General features: G+C 38.2%; 11 protein-coding genes. 10 read left to right on the top strand and 1 reads right to left on the bottom strand.

Annotated features, from left to right (window positions below; genetic code table 11):
* Positions 1–60 precede the first annotated feature (60 nt).
* The 3 genes from QKW49_RS14055 to QKW49_RS14045 all read left to right on the top strand — a co-directional run bounded on the left by QKW49_RS14055 (position 61) and on the right by QKW49_RS14045 (position 3680).
* Positions 61–1020, top strand: coding sequence for a D-2-hydroxyacid dehydrogenase (locus QKW49_RS14055; protein ID WP_282863292.1), 960 nt, complete (start codon positions 61–63; stop codon positions 1018–1020).
* 265 nt (positions 1021–1285) lie between these two features.
* Positions 1286–2374 carry a DUF362 domain-containing protein gene (locus tag QKW49_RS14050; protein WP_282863291.1) on the top strand — a complete coding sequence of 363 codons (1089 nt, stop codon included), beginning with the start codon at positions 1286–1288 and terminating at the stop codon, positions 2372–2374.
* 133 nt (positions 2375–2507) lie between these two features.
* The gene (locus QKW49_RS14045; RefSeq protein ID WP_282863290.1) at positions 2508–3680 is read left to right on the top strand and encodes an MFS transporter; all 1173 of its coding nucleotides are present in this window, start codon (positions 2508–2510) and stop codon (positions 3678–3680) included.
* A 223-nt stretch (positions 3681–3903) separates the two neighbouring features.
* Here QKW49_RS14045 and QKW49_RS14040 read toward each other — a convergent pair whose 3' ends face one another.
* Positions 3904–5283 (bottom strand): aspartate kinase, encoded by a 1380-nt coding sequence (locus QKW49_RS14040; protein ID WP_282863289.1) that lies wholly within the window; start codon positions 5281–5283, stop codon positions 3904–3906.
* Positions 5284–5668: 385 nt separating this feature from the next.
* On the opposite strand from QKW49_RS14040, the gene QKW49_RS14035 reads away from it, so the two are divergent.
* From QKW49_RS14035 to nifE, 7 genes are all read left to right on the top strand, one after another.
* Positions 5669–6541, top strand: coding sequence for a phage holin family protein (locus QKW49_RS14035; protein ID WP_282863288.1), 873 nt, complete (start codon positions 5669–5671; stop codon positions 6539–6541).
* A 377-nt stretch (positions 6542–6918) separates the two neighbouring features.
* Entirely contained in the window at positions 6919–7740 is an 822-nt protein-coding gene (gene nifH / locus QKW49_RS14030; protein ID WP_282863287.1) for a nitrogenase iron protein, read from the top strand.
* A 154-nt stretch (positions 7741–7894) separates the two neighbouring features.
* Positions 7895–8221: a P-II family nitrogen regulator gene (locus tag QKW49_RS14025; RefSeq protein ID WP_282863286.1), complete on the top strand. Its 327-nt coding sequence runs from the start codon at positions 7895–7897 to the stop codon at positions 8219–8221.
* 120 nt (positions 8222–8341) lie between these two features.
* Complete coding sequence (locus QKW49_RS14020; protein WP_282863285.1) at positions 8342–8725, top strand: P-II family nitrogen regulator; 384 nt, start codon at positions 8342–8344, stop codon at positions 8723–8725.
* An 86-nt stretch (positions 8726–8811) separates the two neighbouring features.
* Positions 8812–10404 carry a nitrogenase molybdenum-iron protein alpha chain gene (gene nifD, locus QKW49_RS14015; RefSeq protein WP_282863284.1) on the top strand — a complete coding sequence of 531 codons (1593 nt, stop codon included), beginning with the start codon at positions 8812–8814 and terminating at the stop codon, positions 10402–10404.
* Positions 10404–11765, top strand: a complete 1362-nt coding sequence (nifK, locus tag QKW49_RS14010) for a nitrogenase molybdenum-iron protein subunit beta (RefSeq protein ID WP_282863282.1) — start codon at positions 10404–10406, stop codon at positions 11763–11765. Before nifD ends, nifK begins: the two co-directional genes overlap by 1 nt.
* A gap of 189 nt (positions 11766–11954) precedes the next feature.
* Positions 11955–13355, top strand: a complete 1401-nt coding sequence (nifE, locus tag QKW49_RS14005; RefSeq protein ID WP_282863281.1) for a nitrogenase iron-molybdenum cofactor biosynthesis protein NifE — start codon at positions 11955–11957, stop codon at positions 13353–13355.
* Positions 13356–13403: the final 48 nt, after the last annotated feature.

Below are 13403 nucleotides of genomic sequence, written 5' to 3'. Positions count from 1 at the left end.
ATAGGTAACTATTAATCATTTAAATGAATGAATTCGGAATCAAAAGAGAGGGGTATTAAAATGAAGATAGTAGTATTAGACGGATACACGTTGAATCCTGGAGATTTGACTTGGGAAGGGTTAGAAAAATTAGGAGAAGTAACAGTATATGACCGCACGCCGGCAGATAAAATTTTAGAGAGAATCGGTGATGCAGAGGCCGTTTTCACAAATAAGACACCATTGACAAAAGATACTTTTGATAAATGCCCGAATATTAAATGGGTTGGCGTATTAGCAACAGGATACAATGTTGTTGATGTAAATGCCGCTAAAGAAAAAGGAATTCCTGTAACAAACATTCCTACTTACGGAACCACTGCAGTAGCACAGATGGCGTTTGCGTTATTGTTGGAAGTATGCCATCACGCGTGGGCGCACAGTGAAGCAGTTAAAAAAGGTGACTGGACTAATAATGCAGACTGGTGCTTCTGGAACTATCCTCTAATTGAGTTGGCTGACAAAACCATGGGGATCATTGGATATGGAAGAATAGGGCAGACAGCAGGACAAATTGCACAAGCTTTCGGAATGAAAGTATTGGCTTTTGATGAATACCAGAACAAAGACTTGGAAAGCGAAACTATGAAGTATGTAAGCTTGGATGAACTGTTCGCACAGTCCGATGTAATCAGCTTGCACTGCCCGCTGTTCCCAAGTACAGAAGGTATCATAAACAAAGATAATATTGCTAAGATGAAAAACGGTGTTATTATCATCAATACCTCCAGAGGTCCATTGGTTGTAGAAGAAGATATGAAAGAAGCATTAAATAGCGATAAAGTATTTGCTTTCGCTGCTGACGTAGTATCTACCGAACCGATCAAAATGGATAATCCTTTATTAGGTGCAAAAAATGCCATCCTTACACCACATATTGCGTGGGCTCCTAAGGAAGCTAGATCACGTTTAATGAATATTGCCGTAGACAATCTTGCACAGTTTATAAACGGAAAACCAATAAACGTTGTAAATAAATAATTTTTCGGTAAATTAACTTTCTATTAAAACGGCAGAGTAGGCTATACACTGCCGTTTTAATTATTTACTGGTTAATATATAGAATAAATTTACAGATAAAACTTAGTTTTTTAGAATATATTTGAGCTTTTTTTGGTAGGGGCGGACGACCCTGTCCGCCCGAAGATATAATCATAGTATTTGCGGGCAGACAGGGTCGTCTGCCCCTACCTTACATTGAAAGTTTGGGAATAGCAAAAATTTGATATATTAGGAGCGTGAGGTTGTGAATAAGAATGAATTATGTGTGATATATGGGAATACTCCCAAAAAGATGATAAAAGAAATCCTTACTCATTTGAAGATTGAAGAAGATATTCCAAAAGATGCGTTAATAGGATTAAAACCTAACTTGGTGGTCGCAAAACCTTCGACTTCAGGGGCAACTACAACACCGGAGCTAGTAGCCGGCGTTATTGAACATTTGCAATCTAAAGGTTTTAAAAATATCATTATTTTGGAGGGTTCCTGGGTGGGCGACCGGACATCCAGAGCATTTTCGGTATGTGGATATGATACCATTTCAAAGATGTATGGCGTACCATTGGTAGATCTTCAGAAGGATAAATACAAAGAATACGATGCAGGCGGTGTGAAAGTGAATGTCTGTAATAAAGCAATGGAAGTGGATTACCTTATCAATATGCCGGTTTTGAAAGGACACTGCCAAACCAGCATGACCTGCGCGTTAAAAAATATGAAGGGCTGCATTCCCGATAGTGAAAAAAGAAAATTTCACACCATGGGATTGCATAAGCCTATCGCATATTTAAACCGGGTGGCAAAAAACAGTTTGATCATTGTAGACGGATTAATGGGTGACCTGACTTTTGAAGAAGGAGGCACTCCTGTACAAATGAATAGGGTAATTATAGGTAAGGACCCTGTCCTGGTAGACGCTTATGCGGCAGAACTTATGGGCTTTGAGCTGAGTGAGGTTCCTTATATTCAAATTGCTGAAAGAATAGGTGTCGGAAGCGCCGATACAAAGAGTGCGCATATTACCGAATTAAATAAGGATTCGGATGTAAAGAAGATTACCCGTTCACGCAAAGTAGAAAAGCTCGCAAGATATGTTGAAGAAAAAGATGCATGTTCCGCTTGCTATGGAAGCCTTATACACGCATTGGAAAGGCTGGATGAAAGAGGCCGCTTAAATAGAATCAAAGAGAAGATATGTATTGGGCAAGGATTTAAGCAGCAGGAGGGAGATGGCATTGGTATTGGGATCTGTACCAAAGGTTTCTCAAAAAGTGTACCGGGATGTCCTCCAAAAGCAAAAGATATTATAGAATTTATTGAAAAAAACATATGATTTTATAATTCGAAGTAAAAACGATAATTGCTAAGCGTTTGACGTATTCAATTATCGTTTTTTGTTTTAATAATTTATAAAGAAACTGAGCACAATAAAACAGTATTTGAGTATTAATGTTTGGAGGTATGTCATGTCGCATAAAGCGAAAGTACTGTTGGTGGTCAGTGGACTTTTTACACTTGCCATGGGATTGTCTAATACTTTTGTAAATATTTTCTTGTGGAAGAAATCAAATGACTTTACCATGATTGCGCAGTACAATTTAATGCATTATATATTTTTACCCATAACCTTTGTCCTGGCAGGGTGGCTTTCTAAAAGAAAAAACGGAATATGGTCTCTAAGACTAGGCATCACTTTTTTTATACTGTTTTTCGGATGTGTTTTGCTGCTGAGAGACGATGTTCCAAGGTATGTCTATCCTCTTGGAATATTGTTCGGTATAGCAGCAGGATTTTATTGGCTGGCTTTTCATGTATTAAGTTTTGATTTTACAGATACAGGTAATCGAGATACTTTTAATGGAATTAACGGAGGAATTGCAGGCTTATCAAATGCTATGGCGCCTTTCATGGCAGCCTACATTATAGAGAAAAATATCAATATGAAGGGATATACCATTGTATTTGGCATAACATTGACGGTCTTTATCATATTGATACTTGTAAGTTTGTTACTTCGCTCAGAACATTATAGTGAAAAGCTGGAGTTCGGTAAATTATTAAGTCATAACTGCAAAGATTGGAATGAACTAAGAAAAGCCACGGCTGCATGGGGTATGAGGGATGTAGTCATTCTATTTTCTATTACTATACTGATTTACAAAACGACAGGAAGTGAAATGGCGTTAGGTAAACTTATTTTACTAGCTTATTTAATATCGTCCACCGCATATGTTGTGGAACAAAAACTGATTAAACCAAAGCGCAGACTGATTTCTATGCATATCGGTGCACTGGCTATGTTTGTTGCAGTAGTCGGATTGGCTATAGAAATAAATTACCTTTTTATATTGGTATATGTGATATTGGACGCTGCCTTTATGCCTTTTTTTATTGTTCCTAAAATGTCGGCAGCTTTCAATATTGTCAACAGAAATCATGAAGAAGGACTGAGAGTAGAGTACATTATCAATAAAGAAATTGTATTAAACTTAGGAAGGATATTCAGTACTACCATCTTGATCATGCTTCTAAGCTTTGTTGAACATAATAGGATATTAAACTATTTCCTTTTGTTTATCGGAAGTGCGCAGCTGATTGCATTATATTTTCTAAGGCGGTTGCGAATCTGGAAAAATTAAAATACCCTGCGCATGGCTGTGTGAAAGTTTCTCTGTAAATAACTTTCTATGATAGTTATTTTGTAAGGTATAAAGGTCTGAAAATAGTTTGCGGAAAATTCTACGGATAATCTGCTTGTAGGGGCGCGCATTGCGCGTCCGCTTTGGAAAACTGTAGTATTTGCGGACGGTCAATGGCCGCCCCTACAGCAGTTAACTGTTAGGGCAAAATTTGTTTGTGTGTTTATTTAGTTGTAGCTTTAAAAAATTCATTATACAATGCTCTTACGGCGTTAATAGTATCGTCAGATTTCACACCAAACATCATGCTAATTTCAGAAGAACCTTGGTTTATCATTTCAATATTTACCTTAGCATTAGCAAGAGCAGTTGTTGCTCTGGCGGCAATACCTATAGTATGATTCATACCTTCTCCGACGATAATAATGAGTGCGAGATTGCGCTCGACAGCAATATCGTCCACTTTCAGTTCATTGGTGATTCTATCGATCACACGCTTTTCGATATCAGGAGTTAACTGTTTCTGATCAAGTATTACAGAGATATTGTCAATTCCTGAAGGTGTGTGCTCGTAAGATAGATCTTCATCCTCTAGTATGTTGAAAAGTTTTCGGCCAAAACCGATTTCTCTATTCATTAGGAATTTACTTACATTTATACTGCAAAAGCCATCATCACTAGCAATACCCGCTACCGGTCCGATATCAGGATCGGAAGTCTCATCAAGCATGTTGGTAGGGACAATCATGGTTCCCGGTGCGGACGAGTTATTGGTATTTTTAATACATACCGGGATCCCGGCGCGGAATACAGGACTTAAAGATTCTGACTGAAGAACGGTGAAACCTGCATAGGCCAGTTCCCGCATTTCTCTAAAAGTCAATTGGGAAATTGCCTGTGGGTTTGGAATAATATTAGGGTTGGCAACAAAAACAGAATCAACATCGGTAAAGTTCTCATACAATTCTGCGTCTATTGCTGCGGCTAGAATAGATCCTGTAATATCTGAGCCGCCTCTTGGGAAAGTTACAACTTCTCCCTCTTTTGTATATCCGAAAAAGCCGGGGAATACCATTATTCCTTCTTGGTCACGAAGAGAACGCAGGTTATCGTAGGATTCGGAAAGTACTTGGGCATTGCCGTATTCACTGCTCAGTAACAATCCCGCGTCTTTAGGATTGATATATTGTGCTTTGAAGCCTAGCTTACAAAGATATTCGGCTACCAACTTAGCACAGTTATCTTCACCGGCAGCTTTAAGGGTATCCATCAATTTATCAGGATTATTGATATCTGCTTCAAGACGTTTTTCGAGATCAGTACGGATAATTTCAACTATTTCATCAGATAATCCAAGGTCTTTAGCGATATCTGCATATCGTAAAACAACAGCATCCAGTTCTTTTCGTGCCGATTTATTTTTGAGATACTGTTGTGCACAGTCAATTAAAAGATCGGTTACCTTAATATCGCCTGCATCACGTTTGCCTGGTGCAGATACGACAACCAGCCGACGTTCAGGGTCTGCGGTGATGATACTGCATACTTTTTTAATTTGCTCAGCATTGGCTACTGAAGATCCGCCAAATTTTGCGACTTTCATAGATATACCTCCGATTTTGTTTTATTGTTTATCATTAATGAATAAAAATACAAATAAGTATATTTTAAATACTATCTTATAGATAAAAAACCTTAAAGTTAGAAATAATCTTACTGGAATGCTTCAATTTATAATTTTAGAGTTCTTTATCTATATACAAATCATAATGGTCAAGCTGACAATATTTTATCAAAATTTATGCATGTAGTAAATGCTTTTCTTGCATAAATTACTTTATATAGCATCTAGTCCATATGTTTATTATCACGGACAAAAACTCATATCTAGTGTGTTTTCCTAAGTCACCAAATATAATACGCAGCATATCATATACTATAAAGTTATGTCAACAAAACCAACTATTCTGGATTGCGGGGATGAGATGATGAATAGAACAAATTATTTAATCGAATTATGGTGTATATCGGGTATTGTCGGCATTATATCAAGATTTTTAGGAGGAATAGAAACTTCGTACATTATTCTTTTAATATTATTGGTGATTGATACGATTACGGGAATGGCAGCGGCTGTAAAGCTCAAGAGGTTTAGCAGCCAGGGTTTGGCTAAATTTTTGAAGAAGGTTATCACGTATAGCCTTTCCATTGCAACGGTTAGATTACTTGAGATGGGTACGCTGCTGATTTTTCATACTACAATGCTATCTTATATCATGGTCTCTTTTCTGGAAATAATAGAAGCGGTAAGTATACTGGAGAACCTTGCATTGCTTGGGGTGCCGATATCGACAAGGTTTTTGCAGATTTTGCTGGGACATCTTAGGATTCCTTGGCTGGAGGAAGCTTTAAAAATGGGCAGCAGTAGTGATAATGATATTATAGAAGTTGAAGAGATCATTAAATATCAGATTCCTATGTTTGAAGATAAATATACGAGAAGGCTTTTGGAAATAAAGTTTGAAAGTTGCAAGCGAATGATCCAACAATTGCGTAGAATGTTTGAGGAAGTCGGTACCGACAATAGCCAGCTTCTCTATTACAGGACAATGTCACTAATAGAGCTTAGTTTGAGTGAAGTAGAAGAACAGTGGGAAAAAAATAATATTCCACAGAAATATATTATAGATTTCAATAGGATGCATAAGCTGAAAGTGGAGATGTGTACAAGAAAAATCAGGAATATATGCTTTTCGGATGAAACAAAGGAAAGTAAAGAACAGCAGATCATGGATAGCATTAGGATTATCATATATCAAACGATTTTTGATGCTCATAAAGGGATACGAAGATCAGAATAAATAAGCTATATATGAATGAAGTGGAAGGGTATATTGCAAAATGTATAATTGATAGACTGTTTGGTAGCTTTCATTAGTGTATAATATAAAAAATATGAAATTTTTTAAAAAATACTTGCATGATTATTATTTCCATGGTATACTCTTATCAAAGTTATATAACAAATGTGAATAACTTAGCTGCAGCAATTAAAAGTAAATATTAAACATAGAAGGGCGCTTGAAAGCTTATCTATGTGACGGTGAAGTCTTTTAAAGGAATAGTGATACAGCACTGTGTTGTGCTCATCACAAGAACTTTAAAAGACTTTTTTTATTTTCAATATTACCATAAATTATTAATTTTTAAAAAATATTCAAAAAATGGAGGGGTTTTAATGAGACAGGTAGCAATTTACGGTAAAGGCGGTATTGGTAAATCAACAACTACACAGAACCTTACAGCAGGTCTGGGTGAAATGGGTAAGAAGATCATGGTAGTAGGATGCGACCCGAAAGCTGACTCCACAAGATTGCTTTTGGGAGGATTGGCACAAAAAACAGTATTGGATACATTAAGAGAAGAAGGCGAAGATATCGAACTGGAAAACATCATGAAAAGAGGGTTTAAAAACATCAAATGTGTTGAGTCCGGCGGACCGGAACCAGGCGTAGGATGCGCAGGCAGAGGAATCATTACTTCCATCGGGATGTTGGAGAGCCTTGGAGCATATGAAAACGATCTAGACTATGTATTCTATGATGTATTAGGTGACGTTGTATGTGGAGGGTTTGCAATGCCTATTCGTGAAGGTAAGGCACAGGAGATATATATTGTTGCCAGTGGCGAATTGATGGCGATGTACGCAGCTAATAACATTGCTAAAGGTATTCAAAAATATGCAAATTCCGGCGGTGTTCGTTTAGGTGGGATTATTTGCAATAGCAGAAAGGTTGATGGAGAGAAAGAATTGATTGAAGCTTTTGCAAAAGAAATGGGAAGTCAAATGATCTACTTTGTACCTCGTGATAATCTTGTACAAAGAGCAGAAATTAACAAAAAGACCGTAATCGATTATGATCCTGAATCCGGCCAAGCAGATGAGTATAGAGGACTGGCAAATGCAATTGATGGAAACGACATGTTTGTTATTCCGAAGCCAATGGTACAGGATAGATTGGAAGAATTAATGATGGAACATGGCATGCTTGAATTATAATCGGTTCACAGTTCAAAGTTAACAGTTCACGGCATACTAAAGGATGAAATCCGTGAGCTGTGATCGGTGGACTCTGGCTTATGGAAGAAAAAGACTACTATAGAGTAAAGTTAATTAGCAAAAATAAATTATTTATATCAGGAGGTTAAAGTATATGTTACTGGTTAGAGCGATCATCAGACCTGAAAAAGTGGGTGTTGTACTTTCTGAATTATGTGATGCAGGCTTCCCAGCTGTAACAAAGTTAGATGTAGTAGGTAGAGGTAAGCAGAGAGGTGTTAAAGTAGGGGATATCCATTACGATGAGATACCGAAAGAAATGCTGTTATTCATAGTAAAAGATGAAGAGAAGGATGATGTAGTTAAAATCATTATGAAAAATGCAAAAACCGGACAAAAGGGTGCTTTTGGAGATGGTAAGATATTCATTAGTCCTGTTGAAGAAGCATATACCATTAGTTCATCTAGTAAAGGACTGTAATCCTCTTTGTCTATGATTGATGGGTGTCATACAGCATAATCGGATATAACGATGATGAAGAAATTCTAAATAAAGATGGATTATAAAAGGCGTATAAAATATACAAGGAGGTAACCGGACATGAAAGAGGTTATGGCCATTATTCGTATGAATATGATAAACAAGACCAAACAGGAGCTTTCTAAAGAAGGATTCCCTTCTTTAACAGCAAGAAAAGTGCTGGGAAGAGGAAAGAAAAAAGTGGATTTCTCTTTAATACAAAATCTGGTAAATCAGCATGTGATGGAAGCGCCGCAGTTGGCAGAAGAAGTTTCAGAGCAGCACAGACTTGTCCCAAAAAGATTATTGACCATGATTGTAAATGATGAAGATGTAAAAAAAGTAGTAAGTATTATTATGGAAGTGAATTCAACAGGCAGTCCGGGTGACGGTAAGATATTTGTCCTTCCGATAATGGAGACAATAAGGGTTAGAACAGGGGAAACAGGAACAGCTGCTATTTAATGCAGAATACAAGCCCAGCATTTGTGCCCCAAAAAGCCGTCTAAATCCAAATCTGAATCTGAAAAAGCGATTGGGGGAATCGATATATGAATAAAACCTTAGAGAGAGTGCTGGAGAAATATCCTGCACGGGTCTATAAAAATAGAAAAGAGCATATTGTTGCAAAAGAAAGTCAGGATGAAAATGCTATTCAAGCAAATACCAGAACCCTTCCGGGGATTATGACAAACAGAGGTTGTTGTTATGCCGGATGTAAAGGGGTTGTGTTGGGACCATTAAAGGATGCGGTTATGATTACCCACGGTCCCATTGGATGCGCATACTACTCATGGGGTACAAGAAGACATAAGGCGAAAGAGGAAGAAGATAAGAAAAATTTCCTTGAATACTGTTTTTGTACAGATATGCAGGAAAGCGATATCGTTTTCGGTGGAGAAAAGAAGCTAATACAAGCCATTAAAGAAGCGGTAGAGATATTCCAGCCTTCAACCGTTCTTATTTGCTCCACATGTCCCGTGGGTTTGATTGGAGACGATATCAATGCCGTGGCTGCGGCAGCGCAGAAAGAATACGGCATTCAAGTATTGGCATTTAGCTGTGAGGGATATAAGGGCGTGAGCCAGTCCGGCGGTCACCATATTGCGAACAATGGATTAATGAAATATGTTATCGGTACAGGTGAACTAGTACCTCCAAAATACTCAGTGAATATTCTTGGTGAATATAATATCGGTGGTGACGGTTGGGAAATATCCAGAATATTAAAAAAAATCGGATACCATGTTATTTCAGTGATGACAGGCGATGGTAGTATCGCTGATTTAAAAAATGCACATAAGGCAGATCTCAACCTGGTACAGTGCCACCGTTCTATCAATTATATCGCAGAGATGGCACAAACTAAGTATGGCACTCCATGGATTAAGGTTAACTTTATCGGAATAGAATCAACCATTGAAACATTGAGAAATATGGCAAAATACTTTGGAGATGAAGAGTTGATTCAAAGAACCGAACAAGTGATTGAGGAAGAATTAGAGCAAATACAAGAATCAATGGAGTTCTATAAAGAAAAATTAATAGGAAAAACGGCTGCGTTATTTGTAGGTGGATCCCGTGCCCACCACTATCAATTGCTGCTAAGTGATTTAGGTGTGGAAACTCTGTTAGCAGGATATGAGTTTGCACATAGGGATGATTATGAAGGTAGAGAAGTCATTCCTTCTATTAAAGAAGATGCTGACAGTAAAAACATCGAGTCTATTACGGTAGAAAAAGATGAAAAACATTATAGAGTATTTCTGACACCTGAAAGGTATGAACAGTTAAAAAAGGAAATGCCTCTCGATTACTATTCAGGTATGATAAAAGAAATGCCGGACAACAGCATTATTGTAGATGATTTGAATCATTATGAAACAGAAGAATTTCTTAAAATATTGAAGCCGGATGTTTTCTTCTCAGGCATAAAAGATAAATATGTAGCACAAAAGGCAGGAATCCTTTCAAGACAGCTGCACTCCTACGATTACAGCGGTCCATATGCAGGATTCAAAGGTGCAGTGAATTTCGGAAGAGACGTTACCATGGGATTAACTACTCCTACCTGGAAATACTCCACAGCACCTTGGAAAGAGGAGTCATTGTTAGAAGGAACATACTTTGGAGGTGATATTTAATGTTGAACTATACGCCAAAAGAAATCTCAGAAAGAAAAGCGCTAAAAATTAATCCGGCAAAAACCTGTCAGCCTGTTGGTGCAATGTATGCGGCATTAGGTATCCACGGATGCCTCCCGCACAGCCATGGTTCTCAAGGATGTTGCTCGTTCCACAGAATGTTTTTAACAAGACATTTTAAAGATCCGGCAATGGCATCTACCAGTTCTTTTACAGAAGGGGCATCGGTTTTCGGTGGAGGAGCCAATTTAAAAACAGCTATTAAAAATATATTTGAAATCTATGACCCGGATATTATTGCTGTTCATACTACTTGCTTGACTGAAACAATAGGAGATGACCTTCCCAGCATTGTTTCCCAATCAAAAGTTCCGGAAGGAAAATATGTAATCTACACCAACACTCCGAGTTATGTTGGTTCCCATATTACAGGTTTTTCAAATATGGTAAAAGGAATGATAAGCGGTTTATCCCAAAGCAGCGGGTTTATGAACGATAAAATCAATGTAATTCCGGGGTTCGTGAATCCTGGAGATATGAGAGAGATCAAGAGAATATTAAAGGCAATGGGAATTGAGTTCATCATGTTTCCGGATACCAGTGGTGTATTGGATGCTCCGATGACAGGAAAGTTTGAAATGTATCCTAAAGGGGGTACAAAGATTGAAGAACTTGTTGATGCAGGGAACTCTATCTTGACGATGGCGCTTGGAGAATTTGCATCTGAGGCCGGTGCGATAGAATTGGAAAAGAAATGCGGCGTGTCATTTAAAGTATTGTCTACGCCTATCGGTATTGAAGCAACTGACCGGTTGATCATGAGTCTGATCAAGGCGACCAATACTCAAGTACCTTATGAACTTGAAGAAGAAAGAGGACAGCTTGTAGATATCATGATAGATGCCCATCCATACTACCATGGTAAAAAAGTAGCCATCTATGGTGATCCCGATGTTGTTATCGGTTTAACCGAATTTGTGCTTAGCCTTGGAATGATTCCTAAATACGTTGTAACAGGAACACCGGGCTCAAAATTCGAGAAGACAGTAAACGGAATACTGGAAGCAGCCGGGGTTGAAGGCACTGTAAAGGCTGCCGGAGACTTGTTCGAACTTCATCAATGGATCAAGAATGATCCGGTAGATCTTTTAATGGGCGGTACTCACGGAAAGCATATCGCTAGAGCAGAAGATATTCCGTTTGTAAGAGTGGGATTCCCGATTATCGATAGATATGTACATTCTTATATGCCGATCGTTGGCTATAAAGGCGCAATGAGATTAGTTGAGCTGATCGCCAATGCATTGATGGATAGACAGGACAGAGATTGTGCAGATGAAGATTTTGAAATGGTAATGTAAAACATAGTAGGGAGTGAATAGTGTGGAGTGGGGAGTAAAGAAATATCGGGATATAGCTTTTTCATTGCGATACAGACCTCTCCTGAAGTTTGTAAAGTATTTGGATACCTTAATCAAATAGCAAATGGAACTGCATTTTACTCCTCGCTCCCCACTATTCACTCTTAGCTATAATAAGGAGGTTAGAACATGAGAAGCAGCGCAGCAGTAGATATTTTAAATGAGAGACAGGATTTCATCCTATGCAATTCAAAAAATAAAAGCGGACAAATCAAATGCGATAAAGATAGTGTTGCCGGATCAGTCAGCCAAAGAGCGTGTGTCTATTGTGGAGCGCGGGTAGTGTTGAATCCTATTACGGATGCTTTTCATATCGTTCACGGTCCTATTGGATGCGCTAGTTATACTTGGGACATCAGAGGCAGCCTTTCGAGCGGCCCGGAAACCTATCGCAGCAGTTTTTCGACAGATATCAGAGAACAGGATGTTATATTTGGAGGAGAGAAGAAACTCTCTAGTGCAATCGATGAAATCATGGAGCAATACGGTAAAGACCCGGAAAAGGCACCAAAAGTTATTTTTGTATACGCCACATGTATTATAGGCGTGATCGGAGATGATATTGAAGCAGTATGTAAAGCAGCGGAGAAGAAGCATGGAATCCGGGTAATTCCGGTAAAGTCACCGGGGTTTGCAGGTAATAAATCAATGGGATATAAGGCAGCATGTCATGCGCTGATCGATTTAATGGGTAAAGAGAAGCCAAAGGAGAAGCTGGCGGGTGTAAATTTCTTAGGGGATTTCAACTTATCAGGAGAGATGTGGATATTAACAGGATATCTAAAAGAAATAGGAATTGATGTAGTAGCGAAAATTACCGGAGACGCAAGATGTGAAGAGTTGAAACAGGCACCCAAAGCGTCATTGAATATCGTACAATGTGCAGGCTCAATGACTTATTTAGCAAAAAATATGGAGCAGCTTTATGATACCCCGTTTATTAACATCAGCTTTTTTGGAATAGAAGATACCAAGATGTCGTTATTAAGAATAGCACATGCAATCGGAGACCCGGCAGTCATCGCAAAAGCCAAACAGTTTGTAGAAGAACAGGAGCAGAAAGTTCAATCGGAATTGGATCAATACAGGAAGAGATTAGAAGGAAAAAAAGCAGCCATCTATGTAGGTGGCGGATTCAAAGCCATATCGTTAATTAAACAATTTAGAGATTTGGGTATGCAGACCGTGATGGTCGGAACCCAAACAGGAAAAGAAGAAGATTACGAGATTATTAGAAATATTTCTGATGACGGTACTGTCATATTAGATGACACCAACCCATATGAGTTGGAAAAATTTATTTTAGAAAAAGATGCGGATATCCTTGTCGGAGGAGTCAAGGAAAGACCGCTTGCATATAAATTAGGCGTCGCTTTTTGCGACCATAACCACGAAAGAAAACATCCGTTATGCGGCTTCATAGGATCAGTAAACTTTGCGAAAGAAATAGACTTAACAATCAATAGCCCGGTGTGGGAACTTATAAAAATGGACAATGGACAATGGACAATGGACAATGATTCTATTTGACTTAAGGCTATATAAGTTGAATTAAATAATTGGATATCGCAAGTCAAC

Source organism: Petroclostridium sp. X23 (genome assembly GCF_030013905.1).
GTDB lineage: Bacteria > Bacillota > Clostridia > SK-Y3 > SK-Y3 > X23.
This window is presented reverse-complemented; position numbering and strand designations above follow the sequence as displayed.

What these genes read in the sequence shown, in the direction of transcription:
- nifD (WP_282863284.1), top strand. Translation starts at nt 8,812, where the DNA reads ATGAATAAAACCTTAGAGAGAGTGCTGGAGAAATATCCTGCACGGGTC.
- nifE (WP_282863281.1), top strand. Translation starts at nt 11,955, where the DNA reads ATGAGAAGCAGCGCAGCAGTAGATATTTTAAATGAGAGACAGGATTTC.
- QKW49_RS14020 (WP_282863285.1), top strand. Translation starts at nt 8,342, where the DNA reads ATGAAAGAGGTTATGGCCATTATTCGTATGAATATGATAAACAAGACC.
- QKW49_RS14055 (WP_282863292.1), top strand. Translation starts at nt 61, where the DNA reads ATGAAGATAGTAGTATTAGACGGATACACGTTGAATCCTGGAGATTTG.
- nifH (WP_282863287.1), top strand. Translation starts at nt 6,919, where the DNA reads ATGAGACAGGTAGCAATTTACGGTAAAGGCGGTATTGGTAAATCAACA.
- QKW49_RS14045 (WP_282863290.1), top strand. Translation starts at nt 2,508, where the DNA reads ATGTCGCATAAAGCGAAAGTACTGTTGGTGGTCAGTGGACTTTTTACA.
- QKW49_RS14035 (WP_282863288.1), top strand. Translation starts at nt 5,669, where the DNA reads ATGAATAGAACAAATTATTTAATCGAATTATGGTGTATATCGGGTATT.
- QKW49_RS14040 (WP_282863289.1), bottom strand. Translation starts at nt 5,283, where the DNA reads ATGAAAGTCGCAAAATTTGGCGGATCTTCAGTAGCCAATGCTGAGCAA.
- nifK (WP_282863282.1), top strand. Translation starts at nt 10,404, where the DNA reads ATGTTGAACTATACGCCAAAAGAAATCTCAGAAAGAAAAGCGCTAAAA.
- QKW49_RS14025 (WP_282863286.1), top strand. Translation starts at nt 7,895, where the DNA reads ATGTTACTGGTTAGAGCGATCATCAGACCTGAAAAAGTGGGTGTTGTA.